The 25,124-nt window shown below is 54.6% G+C and carries 23 protein-coding genes and 7 tRNA genes; 27 read left to right on the top strand and 3 right to left on the bottom strand.

The window, feature by feature from the left end:
- The first annotated feature begins 3 nt into the window (after positions 1-3).
- From nagC to OGX80_RS05050, 10 genes are all read left to right on the top strand, one after another.
- A complete protein-coding gene (gene nagC / locus OGX80_RS05095; RefSeq protein ID WP_012133328.1) occupies positions 4-1,224 on the top strand; it encodes a DNA-binding transcriptional regulator NagC in 1,221 nt (406 codons plus the stop codon).
- Positions 1,225-1,270: 46 nt separating this feature from the next.
- Positions 1,271-2,023, top strand: a complete 753-nt coding sequence (gene nagD, locus OGX80_RS05090; RefSeq protein WP_012133329.1) for a ribonucleotide monophosphatase NagD — start codon at positions 1,271-1,273, stop codon at positions 2,021-2,023.
- Positions 2,024-2,304: 281 nt separating this feature from the next.
- Positions 2,305-3,969, top strand: coding sequence for an asparagine synthase B (gene asnB / locus OGX80_RS05085; protein ID WP_115181846.1), 1,665 nt, complete (start codon positions 2,305-2,307; stop codon positions 3,967-3,969).
- Positions 3,970-4,191: 222 nt separating this feature from the next.
- Positions 4,192-4,268, top strand: a tRNA-Met gene (locus tag OGX80_RS05080).
- Positions 4,269-4,276: 8 nt separating this feature from the next.
- Positions 4,277-4,361: transfer RNA gene (locus OGX80_RS05075), tRNA-Leu, on the top strand.
- 23 nt (positions 4,362-4,384) lie between these two features.
- Positions 4,385-4,459 (top strand) — tRNA-Gln (locus OGX80_RS05070).
- Positions 4,460-4,495: 36 nt separating this feature from the next.
- Positions 4,496-4,570: transfer RNA gene (locus tag OGX80_RS05065), tRNA-Gln, on the top strand.
- A 16-nt stretch (positions 4,571-4,586) separates the two neighbouring features.
- Positions 4,587-4,663 (top strand) — tRNA-Met (locus OGX80_RS05060).
- A 6-nt stretch (positions 4,664-4,669) separates the two neighbouring features.
- Positions 4,670-4,744, top strand: a tRNA-Gln gene (locus OGX80_RS05055).
- 43 nt (positions 4,745-4,787) lie between these two features.
- Positions 4,788-4,862: transfer RNA gene (locus OGX80_RS05050), tRNA-Gln, on the top strand.
- Between the two features lie 101 nt (positions 4,863-4,963).
- Here the strand turns inward: OGX80_RS05050 and ubiF are convergent.
- Complete coding sequence (ubiF, locus tag OGX80_RS05045; RefSeq protein ID WP_115181847.1) at positions 4,964-6,139, bottom strand: 3-demethoxyubiquinol 3-hydroxylase; 1,176 nt, start codon at positions 6,137-6,139, stop codon at positions 4,964-4,966.
- A 145-nt stretch (positions 6,140-6,284) separates the two neighbouring features.
- Here ubiF and miaB point away from each other — a divergent pair, with 145 nt between their 5' ends.
- The 10 genes from miaB (at position 6,285) to rihA (ending at position 16,615) form a co-directional block, all read left to right on the top strand.
- The gene (miaB, locus tag OGX80_RS05040) at positions 6,285-7,709 is read left to right on the top strand and encodes a tRNA (N6-isopentenyl adenosine(37)-C2)-methylthiotransferase MiaB (protein ID WP_024130541.1); all 1,425 of its coding nucleotides are present in this window, start codon (positions 6,285-6,287) and stop codon (positions 7,707-7,709) included.
- 243 nt (positions 7,710-7,952) lie between these two features.
- On the top strand, positions 7,953-8,999 hold the full coding sequence (locus OGX80_RS05035) for a PhoH family protein (RefSeq protein ID WP_012133334.1): 1,047 nt from the start codon (positions 7,953-7,955) through the stop codon (positions 8,997-8,999).
- A complete protein-coding gene (ybeY, locus tag OGX80_RS05030; RefSeq protein ID WP_012133335.1) occupies positions 8,996-9,463 on the top strand; it encodes an rRNA maturation RNase YbeY in 468 nt (155 codons plus the stop codon). The genes OGX80_RS05035 and ybeY overlap by 4 nt, the downstream gene beginning before the upstream one ends.
- Before the next feature lie 84 nt (positions 9,464-9,547).
- Entirely contained in the window at positions 9,548-10,426 is an 879-nt protein-coding gene (corC, locus tag OGX80_RS05025; protein ID WP_024130542.1) for a CNNM family magnesium/cobalt transport protein CorC, read from the top strand.
- A 24-nt stretch (positions 10,427-10,450) separates the two neighbouring features.
- Entirely contained in the window at positions 10,451-11,989 is a 1,539-nt protein-coding gene (lnt, locus tag OGX80_RS05020; RefSeq protein ID WP_115181848.1) for an apolipoprotein N-acyltransferase, read from the top strand.
- A 360-nt stretch (positions 11,990-12,349) separates the two neighbouring features.
- Positions 12,350-13,258, top strand: coding sequence for an amino acid ABC transporter substrate-binding protein (locus OGX80_RS05015; RefSeq protein ID WP_047458175.1), 909 nt, complete (start codon positions 12,350-12,352; stop codon positions 13,256-13,258).
- A 162-nt stretch (positions 13,259-13,420) separates the two neighbouring features.
- Positions 13,421-14,161: a glutamate/aspartate ABC transporter permease GltJ gene (gltJ, locus tag OGX80_RS05010; protein WP_012133339.1), complete on the top strand. Its 741-nt coding sequence runs from the start codon at positions 13,421-13,423 to the stop codon at positions 14,159-14,161.
- Positions 14,161-14,835 (top strand): glutamate/aspartate ABC transporter permease GltK, encoded by a 675-nt coding sequence (gene gltK, locus OGX80_RS05005; protein WP_012133340.1) that lies wholly within the window; start codon positions 14,161-14,163, stop codon positions 14,833-14,835. The genes gltJ and gltK overlap by 1 nt, the downstream gene beginning before the upstream one ends.
- The gene (gene gltL, locus OGX80_RS05000) at positions 14,835-15,560 is read left to right on the top strand and encodes a glutamate/aspartate ABC transporter ATP-binding protein GltL (protein ID WP_012133341.1); all 726 of its coding nucleotides are present in this window, start codon (positions 14,835-14,837) and stop codon (positions 15,558-15,560) included. Before gltK ends, gltL begins: the two co-directional genes overlap by 1 nt.
- 116 nt (positions 15,561-15,676) lie before the next feature.
- Positions 15,677-16,615 (top strand): pyrimidine-specific ribonucleoside hydrolase RihA, encoded by a 939-nt coding sequence (gene rihA / locus OGX80_RS04995; RefSeq protein WP_115181849.1) that lies wholly within the window; start codon positions 15,677-15,679, stop codon positions 16,613-16,615.
- A gap of 93 nt (positions 16,616-16,708) precedes the next feature.
- Here rihA and OGX80_RS04990 read toward each other — a convergent pair whose 3' ends face one another.
- Positions 16,709-17,191, bottom strand: a complete 483-nt coding sequence (locus OGX80_RS04990; protein ID WP_012133343.1) for a zinc ribbon-containing protein — start codon at positions 17,189-17,191, stop codon at positions 16,709-16,711.
- Between the two features lie 235 nt (positions 17,192-17,426).
- On the opposite strand from OGX80_RS04990, the gene leuS reads away from it, so the two are divergent.
- Genes leuS through nadD form a run of 4 tightly spaced genes read left to right on the top strand, consistent with a single transcriptional unit; the run spans position 17,427 to position 22,291 of the window.
- Positions 17,427-20,009, top strand: a complete 2,583-nt coding sequence (leuS, locus tag OGX80_RS04985; protein WP_024130545.1) for a leucine--tRNA ligase — start codon at positions 17,427-17,429, stop codon at positions 20,007-20,009.
- Positions 20,010-20,023: 14 nt separating this feature from the next.
- Entirely contained in the window at positions 20,024-20,617 is a 594-nt protein-coding gene (gene lptE, locus OGX80_RS04980) for an LPS assembly lipoprotein LptE (protein ID WP_024130546.1), read from the top strand.
- Positions 20,617-21,648, top strand: a complete 1,032-nt coding sequence (gene holA / locus OGX80_RS04975) for a DNA polymerase III subunit delta (RefSeq protein ID WP_012133346.1) — start codon at positions 20,617-20,619, stop codon at positions 21,646-21,648. Before lptE ends, holA begins: the two co-directional genes overlap by 1 nt.
- Before the next feature lies 1 nt (position 21,649).
- A complete protein-coding gene (gene nadD / locus OGX80_RS04970) occupies positions 21,650-22,291 on the top strand; it encodes a nicotinate-nucleotide adenylyltransferase (protein ID WP_024130547.1) in 642 nt (213 codons plus the stop codon).
- Here nadD and cobD read toward each other — a convergent pair.
- Positions 22,266-23,360: a threonine-phosphate decarboxylase CobD gene (gene cobD, locus OGX80_RS04965; protein ID WP_115181850.1), complete on the bottom strand. Its 1,095-nt coding sequence runs from the start codon at positions 23,358-23,360 to the stop codon at positions 22,266-22,268. The two genes, nadD and cobD, sit on opposite strands and share 26 nt — an antisense overlap.
- Positions 23,361-23,454: 94 nt before the next feature.
- Here cobD and OGX80_RS04960 point away from each other — a divergent pair, with 94 nt between their 5' ends.
- The 3 genes from OGX80_RS04960 (at position 23,455) to rlmH (ending at position 25,113) form a co-directional block, all read left to right on the top strand.
- Positions 23,455-24,066, top strand: a complete 612-nt coding sequence (locus OGX80_RS04960) for an adenosylcobalamin/alpha-ribazole phosphatase (RefSeq protein WP_115181851.1) — start codon at positions 23,455-23,457, stop codon at positions 24,064-24,066.
- A gap of 258 nt (positions 24,067-24,324) precedes the next feature.
- On the top strand, positions 24,325-24,642 hold the full coding sequence (gene rsfS, locus OGX80_RS04955; RefSeq protein ID WP_012133350.1) for a ribosome silencing factor: 318 nt from the start codon (positions 24,325-24,327) through the stop codon (positions 24,640-24,642).
- Between the two features lie 3 nt (positions 24,643-24,645).
- Positions 24,646-25,113, top strand: a complete 468-nt coding sequence (gene rlmH / locus OGX80_RS04950) for a 23S rRNA (pseudouridine(1915)-N(3))-methyltransferase RlmH (protein WP_003022725.1) — start codon at positions 24,646-24,648, stop codon at positions 25,111-25,113.
- Positions 25,114-25,124: the final 11 nt, after the last annotated feature.

The following is a 25,124-nucleotide window of genomic DNA, read 5'->3' as shown; positions in this document are numbered from 1 at the left end:
AGTATGACACCAGGCGGACAAGCTCAAATAGGTAATGTTGATCTCGTAAAACAGCTTAACAGCGCGGCCGTTTACCGCCTGATTGACCAGCACGGGCCAATCTCGCGTATTCAGATTGCCGAGCAAAGCCAGCTTGCTCCCGCCAGCGTAACCAAAATTACGCGTCAACTCATTGAACGCGGGCTGATCAAAGAAGTTGATCAGCAGGCCTCCACCGGGGGCCGCCGCGCCATCTCCATCGTTACCGAAACCCGTAATTTCCATGCTATTGGCGTGCGTTTGGGTCGTCATGACGCAACCATTACCCTGTTTGACCTGAGCAGTAAAGTGCTGGCTGAAGAGCACTACCCGCTGCCAGAGCGCACTCAGGAGACGCTGGAACATGCCCTGCTCAATGCCATCACCACATTCGTCGACAGTAATCAGCGTAAACTTCGCGAGTTAATCGCGATTTCTGTGATCCTGCCGGGTCTTGTCGATCCCGAAAGCGGCGTGATCCGCTATATGCCGCATATTCAGGTTGAAAACTGGGGATTAGTTGAAGCGCTGGAAAAACGTTTTCACGTAACCTGTTTTGTCGGTCACGATATCCGCAGTCTGGCGCTGGCCGAGCACTATTTCGGTGCAAGCCAGGATTGCGAAGATTCCATTCTGGTGCGCGTACACCGGGGGACTGGCGCCGGGATTATCTCAAATGGCCGCATTTTTATTGGTCGCAACGGCAACGTCGGAGAGATCGGCCATATTCAGGTCGAGCCGCTGGGCGAGCGCTGTCACTGCGGCAATTTTGGCTGTCTGGAAACCATCGCCGCCAACGCGGCCATTGAACAACGCGTACAGCACTTACTCAAGCAGGGCTACCAAAGTCGCGTTACGCTGGACGACTGCACGATTAAAACCATCTGCAAGGCAGCCAATAAAGGTGACAGCTTAGCGGCAGAGGTGATTGAACACGTTGGTCGTCATCTGGGCAAAACCATCGCTATCGCTATCAACCTGTTTAATCCGCAAAAAATCGTGATTGCCGGTGAAATTACCGAAGCGGATAAAGTGCTGCTGCCGGCGATCGAAAGCTGCATCAACACACAGGCGCTGAAAGCGTTTCGCAAAAATTTGCCGGTTGTCCGTTCCACGCTGGATCACCGCTCCGCCATCGGCGCATTTGCGCTGGTGAAACGCGCCATGCTCAACGGCATTTTGTTGCAACATTTGCTGGAAAATTAATGAGCTTTTATAGTGGCGCATTATGACTAAATCCTTTGGGTAGTTCATGACCATCAAGAATGTAATTTGTGATATTGACGGCGTGCTGATGCACGACAATGTTGCCGTACCCGGTGCGGCAGAATTTCTGACGGATGTAATGGAAAAAGGTCTGCCGCTGGTGCTGCTGACCAATTACCCTTCGCAGACCGGCCAGGATCTGGCGAACCGCTTTGCTACCGCAGGGGTTAACGTACCGGACAGCGTTTTTTATACTTCCGCGATGGCCACCGCCGATTTCCTGCGTCGTCAGGAAGGCAAGAAAGCCTATGTGGTCGGTGAAGGCGCACTAATTCACGAATTGTATAAAGCAGGTTTTACCATTACTGACGTCAATCCCGATTTTGTGATTGTCGGCGAGACCCGCTCCTATAACTGGGACATGATGCATAAAGCGGCCTTCTTCGTCGCCAACGGCGCCCGTTTCATCGCCACTAACCCCGATACCCACGGTCGTGGTTTCTATCCGGCCTGCGGTGCGCTCTGTGCAGGTATTGAAAAAATTTCTGGCCGTAAGCCTTTTTACGTCGGTAAACCCAGCCCGTGGATTATCCGCGCCGCGTTAAACAAAATGCAGGCGCACTCGGAAGAGACCGTTATCGTCGGCGACAATCTGCGCACCGATATTCTGGCGGGATTCCAGGCCGGTCTGGAAACCATTCTGGTGCTCTCTGGCGTCTCAACGCTCAACGATATCGACGACATGCCGTTCAGACCAAGCTGGATTTATCCTTCCGTCGCCGAAATCGACGTTATCTGAAAACATCCCCCTGCCTGATGGCGCTGCGCTTATCAGGCCTACAATATTGTTCTGTTCGAATCGTAGGCCTGATAAAAAACATCGTTTAATAAAATCGCCATAAAATTATCGATTCATCAATAAACATGCTCATTACGTAATCTTTTTTCATCATTCAACAACTGCCATTGCATTTTTTGCTTTCATCACGCCAAATCTCTTGCGAACCCTGCGGCTTTGCGGCATTTTCATAAACAAGCAAACACAAAAAAGCACCACGCAACGGGTTAATGGAGAAGGTTATGTGTTCTATTTTTGGCGTATTCGATATCAAAACAGACGCGGTTGAGCTGCGTAAAAAAGCCCTTGAGCTGTCACGTTTGATGCGCCATCGCGGCCCTGACTGGTCCGGTATTTACGCCTGCGATAACGCGATTCTGGCACACGAGCGTCTGTCTATTGTCGACGTCAACGCCGGTGCGCAGCCGCTGTACAACGAAAAGAAAACACATGTGCTGGCCGTTAACGGTGAAATTTATAACCACCAGGCATTACGCGCGGAATATGGCGACCGCTATCAGTTCCAGACCGGGTCTGACTGTGAAGTGATCCTCGCGCTGTACCAGGAAAAAGGGGTGGAATTTCTCGACGACCTACAGGGTATGTTCGCCTTTGCGCTGTACGACAGCGAACAGGATGCCTGGCTGATTGGTCGCGACCACATTGGAATCATCCCGCTTTATATGGGTCATGACGAATACGGCAACTTTTATGTCGCCTCTGAAATGAAGGCGCTGGTGCCGGTCTGCCGCACGATTAAAGAGTTCCCGGCAGGCAGCTACCTGTGGAGCAAAGACGGTGAGATTCGTCAGTACTACCAGCGCGACTGGTTCGAGTTCGACGCAGTAAAAGACAACGAAACGGACAAAAACGTGCTGCGCCAGGCGCTGGAAGAGTCCGTCAAAAGCCACCTGATGTCAGACGTGCCATACGGCGTATTGCTCTCGGGCGGCCTGGATTCCTCCATCATTTCCGCCATCACCAAGAAATTCGCCGCACGCCGCGTGGAAGATCAGGAACGTTCGGAAGCCTGGTGGCCTCAGTTGCACTCCTTTGCTGTCGGTCTGGAAGGCTCCCCGGACCTGAAAGCCGCGCAGGAAGTGGCAAACCATCTCGGCACCGTGCATCACGAAATTCACTTCACCGTGCAGGAAGGTCTGGATGCGATTCGCGACGTGATTTACCACATCGAAACTTACGATGTCACCACCATTCGCGCCTCGACGCCGATGTATTTAATGTCGCGTAAAATCAAAGCGATGGGAATCAAAATGGTGCTGTCCGGCGAAGGTTCCGATGAAGTGTTCGGCGGCTATCTCTACTTCCATAAAGCGCCAAACGCCAAAGAACTGCACGAAGAGACCGTGCGTAAGCTACAGGCGTTGCATATGTTTGACTGCGCTCGCGCCAACAAAGCGATGTCTGCCTGGGGCGTCGAAGCCCGCGTCCCGTTCCTGGATAAGAAATTCCTCGATGTGGCGATGCGCATCAACCCGGAAGACAAAATGTGCGGCAACGGCAAAATGGAGAAACATATCCTGCGTGAATGTTTTGAATCCTACCTGCCCGCAAGCGTGGCATGGCGTCAAAAAGAGCAGTTCTCTGACGGCGTCGGCTACAGCTGGATCGACACGCTGAAAGAGGTCGCGGCGGAGCAAATTTCCGACCAGCAACTGGAAACCGCCCGCTTCCGTTTCCCGTACAACACGCCATCTTCTAAAGAAGCGTACCTGTACCGTGAAATCTTCGAAGAGTTGTTCCCGGTACCCAGCGCGGCAGAATGTGTACCAGGCGGCCCGTCCGTCGCCTGTTCTTCTGCGAAGGCCATCGAATGGGATGAGGCGTTCAAAACGATGGACGATCCATCAGGCCGCGCCGTCGGCGTACACCAGTCCGCTTATAAATAAGTTATCGTGTTAAAAAGAGTCCTGCGGGGCTCTTTTTTTACGCCGTTTTTTCACCGCAAAAAACGATTAATAACCAATAATTGCCGAATATTGCGTCACGCTGTTCGCAACCTAACCAAACAGTCACATTCCGGCCATTTTCAATGAAAAAGAGGTTGACGCTTCAAGACTCAATACGCATAATGCGCCCCGCAACGCCGATAAGGTAACGCGAAAAAAGATGGCTACGTAGCTCAGTTGGTTAGAGCACATCACTCATAATGATGGGGTCACAGGTTCGAATCCCGTCGTAGCCACCATCTTTTTTGCGGGAGTGGCGAAATTGGTAGACGCACCAGATTTAGGTTCTGGCGCCGCAAGGTGTGCGAGTTCAAGTCTCGCCTCCCGCACCATTCACCAGTACGCGTTGCACGGATGGGGTATCGCCAAGCGGTAAGGCACCGGTTTTTGATACCGGCATTCCCTGGTTCGAATCCAGGTACCCCAGCCATATTTCTTCGAGTTTGCGGATTGCCGCGACGGTCATTGGGGTATCGCCAAGCGGTAAGGCACCGGTTTTTGATACCGGCATTCCCTGGTTCGAATCCAGGTACCCCAGCCATCGAAGAAAACAATCTGGCTACGTAGCTCAGTTGGTTAGAGCACATCACTCATAATGATGGGGTCACAGGTTCGAATCCCGTCGTAGCCACCAAATTCTTGGGGTATCGCCAAGCGGTAAGGCACCGGATTCTGATTCCGGCATTCCGAGGTTCGAATCCTCGTACCCCAGCCAAATTTGAAAGACGTTCGGATGACGAACGCAAAAACCCAATCATTGGGGTATCGCCAAGCGGTAAGGCACCGGATTCTGATTCCGGCATTCCGAGGTTCGAATCCTCGTACCCCAGCCACATTAAAAAAGCTCGCTTCGGCGAGCTTTTTGCTTTTCTGCCCGGCACGCCGGGTGGCGGTGTTGGCCTGATAAGCGCAACGCTATCAGGCACAGAACATCCTACAACCCTAACGCATACTTCAGAGCCTGACGTTTCAACACACCTGCGCGCTCTGCCGCCATCAATCCAATATTACGCATAATGCGCAGCGGCTGAAGATTATTGCTGAAACCGGCATAGAACAGATCCATCCCGCTTTGCATAATGAAGTTATCCGCCATGCGGCGCGTCTGATAGCGTTTCAGCACCTGGTGACTGGCCCAGACTTCGCCATGACTGCGGGCGCTGATCAACACATCCAGCAGCGCATCCACATCACGATACCCCAGGTTTACCCCCTGCCCGGCTAATGGATGAATGGTATGCGCCGCATCCCCCACCAGCGCCAGGCCAGGCTGTACGTATTGCAACGCATGGCGGCGCGTCAGCGGAAAAGCACCTGCCGCAACCGGTGTGACCTCCCCCAGACGCGACGGAAAATGTTGCATAATTTCCGCCTGCAACTGCGGCATACTCAGGTTCTGCAACTGGCGAATACGCGCTGGTGAGTCATACCACACCAGCGATGCCCAGTTGTCGAACAACGGTAAAAAGGCCCGTGGGCCGTCTGGCGTAAATTGCTGCCAGGTGCTGTCACCGGGATCGTTCTCACACTGTACGGTAATCAGCATACAGGACTGAGCATACTGCCAGGCATGAATGCCAATCCCCGCCAGCTGTCGTACCTGCGAGTTCGCACCGTCAGCGCCGATCACCAGTTTTGCGGTAAGACGCTCACCATCCGCCAGCTCCAGCTCATGTCGATCATTGTGGCGATGCAACGCAATCAGTGAAGCAGGCGCGCGCAGCGTCACTTTTGGGTGCGCATCCAGCGCCTGCCACAGCGCCTGTTGCAGCACGATATTCTCAACCATATAGCCAAGCAGCGGTAACTTAAGCTCGGCGGCGTCAAACACCACATGGGCGTTTTCCCACTCCCAGGTTTCCAGACGACGGTACGGATGGCTGCGCATCCCCTGCACCGCATCCCAGACGCCCAGGCCTTTAAGCAGCGACACCGACGCCGCGCTGATCGCTGAAATACGCACATCAGGCTGGCTGTCGGCCACAAACGGCGCAGGCTCAGCATGTTCAATCACCGTGACGGTAAATCCATGCTGCGCCAGTCCCAGCGCCAGCGCGCCACCGACCATCCCCCCGCCAACAATGGCAATTTCCGTTGGTTGATTTGTCATGGTCACTCATCCTGTTACGTTGATAAGACAAGTTTACAGGATTTTTTACCTCTAAGGGCTGATAAGCGTCATACTGGTCACAACCGCGCCAAAGCATTACACTATGCGCCCTGCAATTCAGCCACTATTTCGCAAGAGCAAGTCGATGACCAAAAAACTCCATATTAAAACCTGGGGCTGTCAGATGAACGAGTACGATTCATCGAAGATGGCCGATCTGCTGGATGCTACCCACGGGTATCAACTGACCGAGGTCGCGGAAGAAGCGGATGTGCTGCTGCTGAATACCTGCTCAATCCGCGAGAAGGCTCAGGAAAAAGTCTTCCATCAATTAGGCCGCTGGAAGCTCTTAAAAGAGAAGAACCCGGACCTGATTATCGGCGTCGGCGGTTGCGTGGCCTCCCAGGAAGGCGACCACATCCGTCAGCGTGCGCACTATGTCGATATTATTTTTGGCCCGCAAACGCTGCACCGCTTACCGGAAATGATCAACTCCGTTCGTGGCGACCGCAGCCCGGTGGTGGACATCAGCTTCCCGGAAATCGAGAAGTTCGACCGCCTGCCGGAACCGCGTGCGGAAGGCCCGACCGCGTTTGTCTCCATCATGGAAGGGTGTAATAAATACTGCACGTACTGTGTGGTGCCGTATACCCGTGGTGAAGAGGTCAGCCGTCCGTCTGACGACATCCTGTTTGAGATCGCCCAGCTTGCCGCTCAGGGCGTGCGTGAAGTCAACCTGCTCGGTCAGAACGTTAACGCCTGGCGCGGTGAAAACTACGACGGCACCACCGGCTCCTTTGCCGACCTGCTGCGTCTGGTTGCCGCCATCGACGGGATCGATCGCATCCGCTTCACCACCAGCCACCCGATCGAGTTCACCGACGACATCATCGAAGTTTACCGTGATACGCCGGAACTGGTGAGCTTCCTGCACCTGCCGGTACAGAGCGGCGCGGATCGCGTACTGAACCTGATGGGGCGTACCCACACGGCGCTGGAGTACAAAGCGATCATCCGTAAACTGCGCGCGGCGCGCCCGGATATTCAAATTAGCTCGGACTTCATCGTTGGCTTCCCTGGCGAAACGACTCAGGACTTCGAACAGACCATGAAGCTGATTGCCGACGTCAATTTCGACATGAGCTACAGCTTTATCTTCTCGGCGCGTCCGGGAACACCGGCGGCCGATATGGTTGACGATGTGCCGGAAGAAGAGAAAAAGCAGCGTCTGTATATTCTACAGGAGCGTATTAACCAGCAGGCGATGGCCTGGAGCCGTCGGATGCTCGGCACCGTCCAGCGTATTCTGGTGGAAGGCACCTCGCGTAAGAGCATTATGGAACTGTCAGGCCGTACCGAAAATAACCGCGTGGTGAACTTTGAAGGCACCCCGGAGATGATCGGTAAGTTTGTGGATGTGGAAATCACCGATGTCTACACCAACTCTCTGCGCGGCAAGGTTGTACGCACCGAAGATGAGATGGGGCTGCGTGTGGCTGAAACGCCGGAGTCAGTCATTGCCCGCACCCGTAAAGAAAACGAGATTGGCGTCGGTTTTTACCAGCCTTAATCCTGCTGAAAAGCGAAAAAATGCCCGATGGCGCTGCACTTATCGGGCCTACGGCACAATATGGTTCGTAGGCCGGATGAGGCACTTGTGCCGCCATCCGGCAAATAACAGGCAGACCTTGTAATTCCCCCCTACGCCCCCATCTTCATTGCAATGCTTGCGCCTTTATCCCGTGGCGTGAATAATTTCCTTATCTGCCGGTGAATTTTCATTTTCCGGCGACTCAGGCATAAGAGGAACAGTTTGAACATAGACACTCGCGAAATTACCCTTGAGCCCGCAGACAACGCCCGTCTGTTGAGCCTTTGCGGCCCGTTTGACGACAACATCAAACAACTGGAACGCCGTCTCGGCATCGAGATCAACCGTCGTGACAATCACTTTAAGCTGACCGGTCGCCCGATTTGCGTCACCGCCGCGGTAGATATCCTGCGCAGCCTGTACGTCGATACCGCCCCGATGCGCGGTCAGATTCAGGACATCGAGCCGGAACAAATCCACCTTGCGATTAAAGAAGCGCGCGTGCTGGAACAAAGCGCGGAGAGCGTTCCTGACTATGGCAAGGCGATAAATATTAAAACCAAGCGTGGCGTGATTAAGCCGCGCACGCCGAATCAGGCGCAGTACATCGCCAACATTCTCGATCACGACATTACTTTCGGCGTTGGCCCTGCCGGTACGGGGAAAACCTACCTCGCCGTTGCCGCCGCCGTGGACGCTCTTGAGCGTCAGGAAATTCGTCGTATTCTGCTGACCCGTCCGGCGGTGGAAGCCGGGGAAAAACTGGGCTTTCTGCCAGGCGACCTGAGCCAGAAGGTCGACCCGTATCTTCGCCCGCTGTACGACGCGCTGTTTGAGATGCTCGGCTTCGAGAAAGTAGAAAAGCTGATTGAGCGCAACGTCATTGAAGTCGCGCCGCTGGCCTATATGCGCGGTCGTACGCTGAACGACGCCTTTATTATTCTCGATGAGAGCCAGAACACCACCATCGAACAGATGAAGATGTTCCTGACGCGTATCGGCTTTAATTCGAAAGCGGTCATTACCGGCGACGTCACGCAGATTGACCTGCCGCGCAATACGAAGTCTGGCCTGCGCCATGCGATAGAGGTGCTGGCGGAAGTCGAAGAGATCAGCTTTAACTTCTTCCACAGCGAAGACGTGGTGCGCCATCCGGTGGTTGCCCGTATCGTTAACGCCTATGAAGCCTGGGAAGAAGCGGAGCAAAAACGCAAGGCAGCGCTGGCGGCAGAACGTAAGCGTGAAGCGCAGGAGCAGGAACAAAAATGAGTCAGGTGATCCTCGATTTACAACTGGCATGTGAAGACCATTCCGGCCTGCCGGAAGAGAGCCAGTTTCAGACGTGGCTGAATGCGGTGATCCCACAGTTTCAGGAAGAATCAGAAGTGACGATTCGCCTGGTGGATGAGGCCGAAAGCCACGATCTTAACCTGACCTACCGCGGGAAAGATAAGCCAACCAACGTGCTCTCTTTCCCGTTTGAAGCGCCGCCAGGTATGGAGATGCCGCTGCTGGGCGATCTGATCATCTGCCGCCAGGTGGTGGAGCAAGAAGCGAAAGAACAAGATAAGCCGCTGGAGGCCCACTGGGCGCATATGGTCGTGCACGGCAGCCTGCATTTGCTGGGCTACGACCATATCGAAGATGATGAAGCGGAAGAGATGGAAGCCCTCGAAACAGAGATTATGCTTGCTCTGGGCTATGAGGACCCGTACATTTCCGAGAAAGACTAAGTACGATGAACAAACATGCCGTCAGCCGTTAAGTATATGCATGACGAGCGACCTATTAACCAACATGAGAACCCATACGACGCCATGAGCGACGACAATTCACACAGTAGTGACACGTTAAACAGCAAAAAGGGATTTTTTTCCCTGTTACTGAGCCAACTTTTCCACGGTGAACCCAAAAACCGTGACGAACTGCTGGCGCTGATCCGTGATTCCGGGCAGAACGACCTTATCGATGAAGATACGCGCGATATGCTCGAAGGGGTGATGGACATTGCGGACCAGCGCGTTCGCGACATCATGATCCCCCGCTCCCAGATGATTACCCTGAAACGCAACCAGACGCTGGATGAGTGCCTTGATGTCATCATTGAGTCAGCACACTCGCGTTTCCCGGTCATCAGCGAAGACAAAGATCACATTGAAGGGATTCTGATGGCGAAGGATCTGCTGCCGTTTATGCGCAGCGATGCCGAAGCCTTCAGCATGGAAAAAGTGTTACGCCAGGCCGTTGTTGTCCCGGAGAGTAAGCGCGTTGACCGTATGCTCAAAGAGTTCCGTTCCCAGCGTTACCATATGGCGATCGTTATCGACGAGTTTGGCGGGGTGTCGGGTCTGGTGACCATTGAAGACATTCTCGAACTGATCGTGGGTGAAATTGAAGACGAGTATGATGAAGAAGACGATATCGACTTCCGTCAGCTCAGTCGCCACACCTGGACCATTCGCGCTCTCGCACCGATTGAAGACTTCAACGAAGCCTTCGGCACCAGCTTCAGCGATGAAGAGGTCGATACCATTGGCGGTCTGGTGATGCAGGCGTTCGGTCATCTGCCTGCGCGCGGTGAAACCATTGACATTGATGGTTACCAGTTCAAAGTCGCTATGGCCGACAGCCGTCGTATTATTCAGGTTCATGTCAGAATACCGGATGACTCGCCCCAGCCTAAACTGGACGAATAAAACCAAAAGTGGACTAAAGACTAAATGGCATTTGCCTCACTGATTGAACGCCAGCGCATTCGCCTGCTGCTGGCGTTATTATTCGGCGCCTGCGGAACGCTGGCTTTTTCTCCGTATGACGTCTGGCCCGCCGCGCTTATCTCGCTTATGGGCCTACAGGCGTTAACCTTACACCGCCGCCCGCTCCAGTCGGCTGCTATCGGCTACTTCTGGGGGCTGGGACTCTTTGGCTCCGGCATCAACTGGGTCTACGTTAGTATCGCGCAGTTCGGCGGTATGCCCGGCCCGATAAACGTCTTTCTTGTGGTGCTGCTTGCCGCATACCTTTCCCTCTACACGGGCCTGTTTGCCGGTATTCTGTCGCGTCTGTGGCCGAAAACCACCTGGCTGCGCGTGGCGATCGCCGCCCCCGTAGTCTGGCAAATCACCGAGTTTCTGCGTGGCTGGGTACTGACCGGCTTCCCGTGGCTACAGTTCGGCTATAGCCAGATTGACGGCCCGCTGAAGGGGCTGGCGCCGGTGATGGGCGTTGAGGCCATCAACTTCCTGCTGATGATGGTCAGCGGCCTACTGGTGCTGGCGGCAGTCACCCGCAACTGGCGTCCTCTGGTCGCCGCGCTGGTGTTATTTGCCCTGCCCTTCCCGCTGCGTTACATCCAGTGGTATACGCTGGAGCCGGAAAAAACAACGCAGGTCTCGCTGGTTCAGGGCGACATTCCCCAATCGCTGAAGTGGGATGAGAGTCAGCTTATCAATACGCTGAAAATCTATCTCGACGCCACCCAGCCGGAAATGGGTAAATCGCAACTGATTATCTGGCCAGAGTCCGCCATTCCCGATCTGGAGATTAATCAGCAGCGTTTTCTGGGCATGATGGACGATCTGCTGAAATCCAAAAACAGCACGTTGATTACCGGCATCGTCGATGCGCGTCTGAACAAGCAGAACCGCTACGACACCTACAACACGATTATCACGCTGGGTAAAGACAGCCCGTACAACTACGATTCCAGCAATCGCTACAACAAAAACCACCTGGTGCCGTTTGGCGAGTTCGTGCCGCTGGAGTCGATTCTGCGCCCGTTAGCGCCGTTCTTTGACCTGCCGATGTCCTCATTCAGCCGTGGGCCGTACATACAGCCACAGCTGCATGCGCATGGCTTTAAACTGACGGCGGCGATTTGCTACGAAATCATTCTGGGTGAACAGGTTCGGGACAATTTCCGCCCGGACACTGACTATCTGCTGACCATCTCTAACGACGCCTGGTTCGGAAAATCTATCGGCCCGTGGCAGCACTTCCAGATGGCGAGAATGCGTTCTCTGGAGCTGGCGCGCCCGCTGTTGCGCAGCACCAACAACGGCATTACGGCAGTCATTGGCCCGCAGGGTGAAATTCAGGCGATGATCCCGCAGTTTACCCGCGACGTGTTGACCACCCACGTTACGCCAACCCGTGGTTTAACGCCTTATGCCCGTACCGGCAACTGGCCGTTATGGTTGCTCACCGCGCTGATGGGCTTTGGCGCCGTGGTGATGAGCCTGCGTCAGCGTCGTAAATAATCTCCCTTATTACCGGGTAAGACGCGATGCGTCTTACCCGGCCTGGCTATATCCCTCCATTCTGGCACGCCTATTGCTTTGTTAAACAAGGTAAACCTTGTTTTGGCTATATGTGCAACCTGGTCGCACCAATATCGATCATCGGTAGCACCCAAACAGTGCAATGAAAGATTTTTGCCTCTAAACGGTGCGGCGCACTTCGCAAAAATAAACAATAAAGCAGCAAAATCTTTACATTCAGCCAAACTAAATGTTAACAAACACGCATAACACTGCACGCTCAAGTTGCAGACGATAACAACACAAACACTCACAATGGGTATCAATGCGTCGATGGCGCAGACGATAAAGGAGTTGGATATGCAATTACGTAAGCTAGCCACAGCAATGCTGGTCATGGGAATGTCTGCCGGTCTGGCACACGCGGAAGACGCCGCGCCGGCGGCGGGCAGTACGCTGGATAAAATCGCGAAGAATGGCATTATCGTCGTTGGCCACCGCGAGTCCTCCGTGCCGTTCTCTTACTACGACAACCAGCAAAAAGTGGTCGGTTATTCACAGGACTACTCCAACGCCATCGTTGAAGCCGTGAAGAAAAAGCTTAACAAACCTGACCTGCAGGTGAAGTTGATCCCAATTACCTCCCAGAACCGTATTCCGCTGTTGCAGAACGGAACCTTCGACTTTGAATGTGGCTCCACCACCAACAACGTCGAACGCCAGAAACAAGCTGCGTTCTCTGACACCATTTTCATCGTCGGTACGCGTCTGCTGGCGAAAAAAGACGGCGATATTAAAGACTTCCCGGACCTGAAAGGAAAAGCGGTCGTGGTCACCTCCGGTACCACCTCTGAAATTCTGCTGCACAAGCTGAATGAAGAACAAAAAATGAATATGCGCATTATCAGCGCGAAAGACCACGGCGACTCCTTCCGTACGCTGGAAAGCGGTCGCGCCGTCGCCTTTATGATGGATGATGCCCTGCTGGCGGGTGAACGTGCGAAAGCCAAAAAACCAGACAACTGGGAGATCGTCGGTAAGCCGCAATCTCAGGAAGCCTACGGCTGTATGCTGCGTAAAAACGATCCTGAGTTTAAAACGCTGGTAGATGACACGATTGCCCAGGTGCAGACCTCAGGCGAAGCGGAAAAATGGTTTGATAAGTGGTTTAAAAACCCAATCCCGCCGAAAAACCTGAACATGAATTTCGAACTGTCCGACGAGATGAAGGCGCTGTTCAAAGAACCGAATGACAAAGCACTTAACTAACTAAAATAAATGGGGCGGGATCTCCTTGCCCTCTCGATTGTCATTCAGCACGGACAGACTATAAGCCTGATGGTCGTTCCCCATCAGGCCTGAAAACCGCAAAACGCTGGATAACAATCTTCGAGGGTAGCGCTGCTACCCTTTTTTTTCTGGAGTAGATTTATGTCAATAGACTGGAACTGGGGGATTTTTTTACAACAAGCCCCGTTCGGCAACACCACGTATCTCGGCTGGCTCTGGAGCGGCTTCCAGGTCACCGTCGCGTTATCCATCACCGCCTGGATTATTGCTTTCCTCGTCGGCTCGTTATTCGGCATTTTACGTACTGTACCTAACCGCTTCCTCTCAGGAATGGGGACGCTTTACGTGGAACTGTTTCGTAACGTCCCGCTGATTGTTCAGTTCTTTACCTGGTATCTGGTCGTGCCTGAGCTGTTGCCGGAAAATATCGGCATGTGGTTCAAGGCGGAACTGGACCCGAACATTCAATTTTTCCTCTCATCAATGATCTGTCTGGGGCTGTTTACCGCTGCGCGCGTCTGCGAGCAGGTACGCGCCGCGATTCAGTCGCTGCCTCGCGGGCAGAAAAACGCTGCGCTGGCGATGGGGCTGACGCTGCCTCAGGCTTATCGCTATGTTCTGCTACCGAACGCCTATCGGGTGATTGTCCCGCCGATGACCTCGGAAATGATGAACCTGGTGAAAAACTCCGCCATCGCATCGACCATTGGTCTGGTGGATATGGCGGCGCAGGCGGGCAAGCTGCTGGATTACTCCGCCCACGCCTGGGAGTCGTTCACCGCGATTACGCTGGCCTACGTGCTGATTAATGCCGTCATTATGCTGGTGATGAATCTGGTGGAACGTAAAGTCCGCCTGCCTGGCAATATGGGAGGCAAATAATGTACGAGTTTGACTGGAGTTCGATCGTTCCTTCCATGCCGTACTTGCTGGCCGGGCTGGTGATCACCCTGAAAATTACCGTCACCGCCGTGGTGATCGGGATTCTCTGGGGCACTATTCTGGCGGTAATGCGTCTCTCAAGTTTCGCCCCTGTCGCCTGGTTTGCGAAAGCTTACGTCAACGTTTTCCGCTCCATCCCGCTGGTGATGGTGCTGCTATGGTTCTACCTGATTGTGCCGGGGCTGTTGCAGGACGTACTGGGTATTTCGCCCAAAACGGATATTCGCCTGATTTCAGCGATGGTCGCGTTTTCCATGTTTGAAGCGGCGTATTACTCGGAGATTATCCGTGCGGGTATTCAGAGCATTTCACGCGGGCAGTCCAGCGCTGCGCTGGCGCTGGGGATGACCCACTGGCAGTCGATGAAGCTCATCATCCTGCCGCAGGCGTTCCGTGCGATGGTGCCGCTGCTGCTTACCCAGGGTATCGTACTGTTCCAGGATACCTCCCTGGTTTACGTGTTAAGCCTCGCGGATTTCTTCCGCACCGCCACCACCATTGGCGAGCGTGATGGTACGCAGGTCGAAATGATCCTGTTTGCCGGTGCCGTCTACTTTGTTATCAGCCTGAGCGCGTCGTTGTTGGTCAGCTATTTGAAGAAAAGGACAGTTTAATGATTACCCTGAAAAATGTTTCTAAATGGTATGGTCACTTTCAGGTGCTGACCGACTGCTCCACGGAAGTGAAAAAAGGTGAAGTGGTGGTGGTCTGCGGCCCGTCGGGTTCCGGTAAATCGACCCTGATCAAAACGGTGAACGGACTGGAACCGGTGCAACAGGGTGAAATCACCGTTGACGGCACCAAAGTGAATGACAAAAAAACGGATCTGGCGAAGCTCCGCTCGCGGGTCGGAATGGTGTTCCAGCACTTTGAACTATTCCCACATCTGTCGATCATTGAAAACCTGACGCTGGCGCAGGTGAAAGTGCTCAAACGCGGCAAAGCGCCCGCCCGTGAAAAAGCGCAGAAGTTGCTTGAGCGCGTAGGACTTTCGGCCCATGCCAATAAGTTCCCGGCGCAGCTTTCCGGCGGGCAGCAACAGCGTGTGGCAATCGCGCGCGCGCTGTGCATGGACCCTATCGCTATGCTGTTTGATGAACCGACATCCGCACTCGATCCTGAAATGATCAACGAAGTGCTGGACGTTATGGTCGAGCTGGCAAACGAAGGGATGACCATGATGGTCGTCACCCACGAAATGGGCTTTGCCCGTAAGGTGGCCAATCGGGTGATCTTTATGGACGAGGGGAAAATTGTCGAAGACTCACCGAAAGAGGAGTTCTTCGCCAACCCGAAATCGGACCGCGCCAAAGACTTCCTGGCGAAAATCCTGCATTAATCCTCCCGGCGCGCACGACAGAGTGCGCGCCATATCACGCTTTATCTCTTCATATCTCGAATCGCACTCATCCCGGCGTTACCCTTGTCACAAAGTACCACTTACAAGGAGCAACAATGGCACTTCCAGTCCTTTTTGATTGCGATCCAGGTCATGACGACGCCATCGCAATTGTTCTCGCCCTCGCATCGCCTGAACTGGATGTGAAAGCGATCACCTCTTCCGCCGGTAACCAGACGCCTGACAAAACGCTGCGTAACGTATTGCGTATGCTGACGCTACTGGGGCGTAACGATATTCCTGTCGCGGGTGGCGCGATAAAACCGCTGATGCGCGATCTGATCATCGCCGATAACGTACACGGCGAAAGCGGACTGGACGGCCCGGCGCTACCGGAGCCGTCATTTGCGCCGCAGACCTGCACCGCCGTTGAGCTGATGGCGAAAACCCTGCGCGAAAGCCCGGAACCGGTAACCATCGTCGCCACCGGGCCGCAAACCAACGTCGCCTTGCTGCTGAACAGCCATCCAGAATTGCACCGTAAAATCGCCCGTATTGTGATCATGGGCGGCGCGATGGGATTAGGTAACTGGACGCCAGCGGCAGAATTCAATATTTACGTCGACCCCGAAGCGGCAGAGATTGTTTTCCAGTCAGGGATTCCCGTGGTGATGGCCGGGCTGGACGTAACGCACAAAGCGCAGATTCACGCTGAAGATACCGAGCGTTTCCGGGCGATAGGCAATCCTGTTTCCACGATCGTGGCGGAGCTGCTGGATTTCTTCCTCGAATATCACAAAGACGAAAAGTGGGGCTTTATCGGCGCGCCGTTGCATGACCCTTGCACCATCGCCTGGCTGCTAAAACCCGAGCTTTTCACCACCGTTGAACGTTGGGTCGGCGTGGAGACTCAGGGGAAATACACCCAGGGAATGACGGTCGTGGATTATTACTTCCTGACGGGGAATAAACCGAATGCGACGGTGATGGTCGATATCGACCGGCAGGGCTTTGTGGATTTGCTGGCGGAGAGGCTGGCGTTCTACGCATCATAACCAGCCGGATGGCGCTAACGCTTATCCGGCCTACATCAGCGTACAATTTGTAGGCCGGACAAGACGCTTCGCGTCGCCATCCGGCACTGCCGATTACGGCTCAAACGGTCTGCGCTGGAACTGGTCGTGGCCGCATTTCGGGCACAGCGGCAGTACATCCGGCGTATACACCGCTAAATGGTAATGACACTTCTCGCACACAAGGTTGCCCAAGCCGACCACCTCGCCGCTGTGGTAGACCCCGTGGTGATTGAGATCCTGGAACACTTCGCGCCACTCCAGTTGCGTTTTGTCGGTGATGTCCGCCAGCTCCTGCCAGAGGCTCTCTTTAATCACCCGCATAAAGACGCTGTCGCTCTCCTCTTCCTGGCTCTCCTCGTAGCTCATGGCGAACTCTTCCAGGTCGCGTCTGACGGCGCGCGTCAGTTCGTCCACCTCAATTCGCGTTAACTCCCCTGCTTTCATTACGCTCTGACGCGCCTGTTCCACCAGCGCGTCAATATCGCGTTCGCCATTACGCAGGCGTTCGCTTAATGACGTCACCAGTTCACGGTAATATTGAGCAACCTTGTTCATCGCTTCGCCTCCTGGGTCGTTAACTGTCTATAATAATAGACGTTATTTACGCCGCGCTTTGCAAGACCGCCCACAGACTGTGTAAATTCATGCAAGGATTAGCATGGCGGGAATTCAATGCAGAATGCGCGAAAGGCTGTTTTGGCGCGGGCGTTTGGGCTATGCTATGCGGATCTGAAACACCACATCTAACGCTACGTTTGTAGCCGTAATGAAAACAGGACCACTGGCTGCCATGCAAGAGCAATACCGCCCGGAAGAGATAGAATCAAAAGTCCAGCAACACTGGGACGAGAAGCGCACCTTTGAAGTAACCGAAGACGAGAGCAAAGAGAAGTATTACTGCCTGTCGATGCTTCCCTATCCTTCTGGTCGACTACACATGGGCCATGTGCGTAACTACACCATCGGTGATGTGATTGCCCGCTACCAGCGCATGCTGGGTAAAAACGTTCTACAGCCCATCGGCTGGGATGCTTTCGGCCTGCCTGCTGAAGGCGCGGCGGTGAAAAACAACACGGCGCCGGCGCCGTGGACCTATGACAACATCGCCTACATGAAAAACCAGCTCAAAATGCTGGGCTTCGGCTATGACTGGAGCCGCGAGCTGGCGACCTGCACCCCGGAATACTACCGCTGGGAGCAGAAATTCTTCACCGAGCTGTATAAAAAAGGCCTGGTGTACAAAAAGACCTCTGCGGTGAACTGGTGCCCGAACGACCAGACCGTACTGGCGAACGAGCAGGTTATCGACGGCTGCTGCTGGCGCTGCGACACCAAAGTTGAGCGTAAAGAGATCCCGCAGTGGTTCATTAAGATCACCGCCTACGCTGACGAACTGCTGAACGATCTGGATAAACTGGATCACTGGCCAGACACCGTTAAAACCATGCAGCGCAACTGGATCGGCCGTTCTGAAGGCGTCGAGATCACTTTTGACGTGAACGGCTACGACAATACGCTGACGGTGTACACCACGCGTCCAGACACGTTCATGGGCGCCACTTACCTGGCGGTTGCCGCAGGTCACCCGCTGGCGCAGAAAGCGGCTGCCAACAACCCGGAACTGGCTGCCTTTATCGACGAATGCCGCAACACCAAAGTGGCGGAAGCCGATATGGCGACGATGGAGAAAAAAGGCGTCGACACCGGTTTTAAAGCCATTCACCCACTGACCGGCGAAGCGATCCCGGTATGGGCCGCCAACTTCGTGCTGATGGAATACGGTACCGGTGCGGTCATGGCCGTTCCGGGCCACGATCAGCGTGACTATGAATTTGCCACCAAATATGGCCTGACCATCAAGCCGGTTATCCTGGCGGCGGACGGCTCTGAACCGGATCTGTCCGAGCAGGCGCTGACCGAGAAAGGCGTACTGTTTAACTCCGGCGAATTTAACGGTCTGGGCTTTGAAGACGCCTTCAACGCGATTGCCGATAAACTGGCGGCAAAAGGCGTCGGCGAGCGAAAAGTCAACTACCGTCTGCGCGACTGGGGCGTTTCCCGTCAGCGTTACTGGGGCGCGCCGATTCCGATGGTGACTCTGGAAGACGGCACCGTTCTGCCGACCCCGGAAGATCAACTGCCGGTCATCCTGCCGGAAGACGTCGTCATGGACGGCATCACCAGCCCGATCAAAGCCGATCCTGAGTGGGCGAAAACCACCGTTAACGGTCAGCCTGCGCTGCGTGAAACCGACACCTTTGACACCTTTATGGAGTCCTCCTGGTACTACGCGCGCTACACCTGCCCGCAGTACAACGAAGGGATGCTGGACCCGGAAGCAGCAAATTACTGGCTGCCGGTCGATATCTACATCGGCGGTATTGAACACGCGATCATGCACCTGCTCTACTTCCGCTTCTTCCACAAGCTGATGCGCGACGCGGGCATGGTGAACTCTGACGAACCGGCGAAACAGCTACTGTGCCAGGGTATGGTGCTGGCAGACGCATTCTACTATGTAGGCGAAAACGGCGAGCGTAACTGGGTTTCCCCGGTTGATGCCATCGTTGAGCGCGACGAGAAAGGCCGCATCGTTAAGGCGAAAGACGCGGCGGGCCATGAGCTGGTGTACACCGGCATGAGCAAGATGTCCAAGTCCAAAAACAACGGCATCGACCCGCAGGTAATGGTTGAGCGTTACGGCGCGGACACCGTGCGTCTGTTCATGATGTTTGCTTCTCCAGCCGATATGACGCTGGAATGGCAGGAATCTGGCGTGGAAGGGGCAAACCGCTTCCTGAAGCGCGTCTGGAAACTGGTCTATGAGCACACCGCGAAAGGCGAGGTTGCGGCACTGAACGTTGATGCGCTGAGCGAAGATCAGAAAGCGCTGCGTCGCGACGTCCACAAAACCATCGCGAAAGTGACCGATGATATCGGCCGCCGTCAGACCTTCAACACCGCGATTGCCGCAATTATGGAGCTGATGAACAAACTGGCGAAAGCGCCGCAGGAAGGCGAGCAGGATCGCGCCCTGATGCAGGAAGCGCTGCTGGCTGTCGTGCGTATGCTCAACCCGTTCACCCCACATGCTTGCTTCACGCTGTGGGAAGCGCTGAAAGGCGAAGGCGATATCGATAACGCGCCGTGGCCGGTCGCTGACGACAAAGCAATGGTAGAAGACTCTACGTTGGTTGTGGTTCAGGTGAACGGTAAAGTCCGTGGCAAAATCACCGTACCGGTGAACGCCACTGAAGAACAGGTTCGTGAACGTGCTGGCCAGGAACATTTGGTCGCAAAATATCTTGATGGCGTTACCGTGCGTAAAGTGATTTACGTTCCGGGTAAACTCCTCAATTTGGTCGTTGGCTAAGCGCGGGAGGAAGCGTGCGACATCTGACAACATTGTTGTTATCCCTGGCGGTGCTGGTCACCGCTGGGTGCGGCTGGCACCTGCGTAGCACTACGCAGGTACCCAGCACGATGAAAACTATGATTCTTGATACAAGCGATCCGAATGGACCATTAAGCCGGGCGGTACGTAACCAACTGCGTCTTAACAATATTGAATTGCTTGAAAAAGATACAACGCGCCAGGATGTTCCGTCACTGCGCCTTGGCCGGACCAGTATCTCTAAAGATACCGCCTCCGTGTTCCAGGATGGCCGTACGGCGGAATACCAGATGGTCATGAGCGTCAGTGCAAGCGTTCTGATCCCGGGTCATGATATTTATCCGATCAGCACGAAAGTGTACCGTTCATTCTTTGATAACCCGCAAACCGCGCTGGCGAAGGATAATGAACAGGATATGATCATCAAAGAGATGTATGACAAAGCGGCCGAACAGTTGATTCGCAAGCTGCCGAGTATCCATGTCGCTGATGCTCAGTCATCCCAGGAAAACGCGGACGCCGCTGAAAATACCACGGCGACGCCAGCATCTTCCCCGGCACGCGTGTCCACCACGCTGGGTAACTGATGATCCGGTTGTACCCTGAACAACTCCGCGCACAGCTCAATGAAGGGCTGCGCGCGGCGTATTTGCTCCTGGGCAACGACCCTCTCTTGTTGCAGGAAAGCCAGGACGCTATTCGTCTGACGGCCGCTGCGCAAGGGTTCGAAGAACACCACGCCTTTACGATCGACACCAGCACCGACTGGGGAACTCTGTTCTCACAGTGTCAGGCAATGAGCCTGTTTGCCAGCCGTCAAACGCTGCTGTTATTGCTACCGGAAAATGGCCCGAATGCGGCGATCAATGAACAGCTCGCAACGCTCAGCGGTTTGCTGCATGACGACCTGCTGCTGATCGTGCGCGGAAACAAGCTCACCAAAGCCCAGGAAAACGCCGCCTGGTATACCTCGCTGGCGGGCACTGGCGTGCAGGTAAGCTGTCAGACGCCGGAGCAGGCGCAGCTACCGCGCTGGGTTGCCGCCAGAGCAAAGCAGAATAATTTGCAACTGGATGACGCCGCGAATCAGCTGCTGTGTTATTGCTACGAAGGCAACCTGCTGGCGCTGGCGCAGGCGCTGGAGCGGCTTTCACTCCTCTGGCCTGACGGTAAGCTCACGCTTCCACGCGTAGAGCAGGCCGTCAACGACGCGGCGCACTTCACGCCATACCATTGGGTGGATGCGTTATTGATGGGCAAAAGCAAACGCGCCCTGCATATTTTGCAGCAACTGCGCCTTGAGGGCAGTGAGCCCGTGATCCTGCTGCGCACCCTGCAACGCGAATTACTGATGCTGGTTAACCTTAAACGGCAATCCGCCCATACGCCTCTGCGCACGCTGTTTGATAAACATCGGGTATGGCAAAACCGTCGCGGCATGATTGGCGATGCGTTGAATCGCCTCCAGCAAACCCAGCTTCGCCAGGCAGTGCAACTGTTGACGCGGACGGAAATTACGCTAAAACAAGATTATGGACAGTCAGTGTGGGCTGAGCTGGAGGGGCTTTCTCTTCTTCTCTGCCACAAAGCGCTGGCAGATGTTTTTATTGATGGTTGATATGAAATCGTTACAGGCTCTGTTCGGCGGCACCTTTGATCCCGTGCATTATGGTCATCTCAAGCCCGTGGAAACGCTGGCCAATCTGATTGGCCTGTCGCGGGTGATTATCATGCCCAATAACGTACCGCCTCATCGTCCACAGCCTGAAGCGTCCAGCGCACAGCGTAAATATATGCTTGAGCTGGCTATCGCCGACAAACCGCTGTTTATCCTGGATGAGCGCGAACTCAAACGCGATACCGCCTCTTACACCGCGCAAACGCTGAAAGAGTGGCGGGAAGAGCAAGGCCCGGACGCGCCGCTGGCGTTTATCATCGGCCAGGACTCCTTACTGACGTTCCCGACCTGGCACGACTATGAAACCATTCTGGACAACACTCACCTGATCGTTTGCCGACGCCCCGGCTACCCGCTTGAGATGGTGAAAGAGCAACATCAGCAGTGGCTGGAGCGCCATTTAACCCATACGCCGGACGATCTGCACGCGCTCCCGGCGGGTAAAATTTATCTGGCTGAAACGCCCTGGTTCAATATTTCCGCCACCCTTATCCGCGAGCGGCTGGAGAAAGGCGAACCGTGCGACGATCTCATGCCGGAATCCGTCCTGAACTACATCAACCAGCAAGGGTTGTATCGGTAAAGACTTCCGCCAGCGCCGTCAGCAGGCGGCTGTTCTCTTCCTGACTGCGAATCGCCACCCGGTAATAACGCGCGTCAAGCCCCGGATAGTTAGCACAGCTGCGGATCAGAATGTGCTTCTCCAGCAAGGCGCGTTGCAAATCCAGACCTTCCCGCTCACAGCGTAATAAAAGATAATTCGCCCGACCGGGATAAACCGTTAGCTCAGGAAACGCATGTAACCGCTGACGGAAGCGCTGTCCCTCCTCCGCCAGCCACTGCCAGGTCGCCTGGTGATAGGCGGCATCCTGCAAGATAACTTCTCCGGCCAGCGCCGCAAACGCGTTGATTGACCAGGGCATCTGTTGCGCTCTCATTCGCGCGACCGCCTGCTCGTCGCTGTTCACCAGATAGCCCAGCCGCAGCCCCGGAATGGCGTAAAATTTGGTGAGCGAACGCAGCACCCAGATATGCGGGTTGCCCTGCAACAACGGAATAAAGCCCTCTTCACCCGGAATAAAATCGATAAACGCCTCATCCAGGATCAGCGCGATCCCCTGCGTCTTACAGCGCTCCGCAATAGCCAGTAACAGTTCGCGAGCAGGCAGGAGTCCGGTTGGATTATTTGGCGTACAGAGAAACAGGCAGTCCAGTTCCGGGGTCAGCGCATTCAGAATGGCGTCCGTGAGTTGCCAGCCATCGGCTTCGCGAAGCGCAAATTCATGTATCTCACACGCGCCCCACTGTAGCGCACGGCGATACTCGGCAAAGCCCGGCGTGACGATCATGGCATGACGCGGCTTCAGCCCGTGAACCAGCGTGAAGATGGATTCCGTCTCGCCATTTCCGGCCAGGAGCCATGACGCGGGGATCTGATGGTGCTGCGCCAGCGCCTGGTGCAAATGCTGATAATCCACATCAGGATACCGCTCCGCGCAGGTAAGATTGTCGATAAGCGCGCGTTTTAAGCGCCCTGGCATACCCAGAGGATTAATATTTGCGCTAAAATCCAGCAACTGTTCAGGCGAGATGCCCAACAATGCGGCGGCTTCCCGGGTGTTACCGCCATGCGCACTCTTCAGTAAAGGCATCTTGCCTCCGATAAAAAGTCTATTTTAGTGAAAAAGCGCTGCGCAATCAGGGTGAATATCATATTTTGCGCGAATACGTATCACGAGGAAAAACATGCGACTCTGGTTAGTTCGTCATGGGGAAACCGAAGCCAATGTAGCCGGATTATACAGCGGCCACGCCCCCACTCCGCTGACAGAAAAAGGGATAGCCCAGGCGCAAACGCTGAATAATCTGCTGCGCAATGTCCCCTTTGACAACGTATTCTGTAGCGAACTGGAACGCGCCCGCCACACGGCGCGGCTGGTGCTTCACGACCGCGACGTACCGCAGCGCCTGTTCCCGGAGCTTAACGAGATGTTTTTTGGCGACTGGGAGATGCGTCATCACCGCGATCTGAGCCGCGAAGACGCGGCAAGTTACGCGGCCTGGTGCACCGACTGGCAGAACGCCGTCCCGACCAATGGGGAAGGCTTCCAGGCGTTCTCACAACGCGTAGAGCGTTTTATTGCACAACTTACTGATTATAAAGATAATAAAAACCTGCTGGTCGTGAGCCACCAGGGGGTTCTGAGTCTCATGATCGCGCGATTATTGTCCATGCCCGCCGCCTCATTATGGCATTTCAGGGTTGAGCAAGGATGCTGGAGCGCCATTGATTTTTGTGAAGATTTCGCCACGCTGAAGGTGTTAAACAGTCGGGCCGTCTGGCATCACGGCGAGTGATATTTCTGTTTTTTCTCCTCGGGGGCGTTTCGACCATTGACACCCCCTGACAGGCTGCTATCCTCCGCGCCAGACTTCTCCCGCCCTTCAGAGCTTTGCAGAAATTGTTTTACAAAAATGGCGATGCAATCTGTTGTGCGGGATGGGATGATAACCCACTTTTAAACGCCCGTTGATGACATTAGTCCCGACATCGCCTCGGGTTCAGGTATACTGACAGGCTTATTTATATTCATCCGTAATACCCAGGGGGAAAACTTGCAGGGTAAAGCACTCCAGGATTTTGTAATCGACAAAATTGATGACCTGAAAGGTCAGGACATCATCACCTTAGATGTTCAGGGTAAATCCAGTATCACCGACTGCATGATTATCTGCACCGGTACATCCAGCCGTCACGTTATGTCTATTGCTGACCACGTTGTACAGGAATCTCGCGCGGCGGGCATGTTGCCGCTTGGCGTTGAAGGTGAAAGCGTAGCCGACTGGATTGTCGTTGACCTGGGTGATGTGATTGTCCATGTCATGCAGGAAGAGAGCCGTCGCCTGTATGAACTGGAAAAACTCTGGAGTTAATGCGTGAAGCTTCAACTTGTCGCTGTCGGTACGAAAATGCCCGACTGGGTACAAACCGGTTTTACGGAGTATCTCCGGCGTTTTCCGAAAGACATGCCGTTTGAGCTGATCGAAATTCCAGCGGGCAAACGCGGCAAGAACGCGGATATTAAACGTATTCTCGATAAAGAGGGTGAGCAGATGCTGGCAGCCGCAGGCAAAAACCGTATCGTCACCCTTGATATCCCAGGGAAACCCTGGGACACGCCGCAACTGGCGACTGAGCTGGAGCGCTGGAAGCTGGATGGTCGCGACGTCAGTCTCCTGATTGGCGGCCCTGAGGGGTTGTCTCCGGCCTGTAAAGCGGCGGCGGAACAAAGCTGGTCACTTTCTGCGTTAACCCTCCCCCACCCGCTGGTTCGGGTGCTGGTGGCAGAGAGTCTGTACCGGGCGTGGAGCATTACCACCAACCACCCTTATCACCGTGAGTGATTATTAAGCCT

It is taken from the genome of Citrobacter sp. CK194, assembly GCF_030333395.1.
Lineage (GTDB): Bacteria > Pseudomonadota > Gammaproteobacteria > Enterobacterales > Enterobacteriaceae > Citrobacter_B > Citrobacter_B koseri.
Note: the sequence above shows the minus strand (reverse complement) of the source record. Positions and strands in the feature narration are given on the sequence as shown.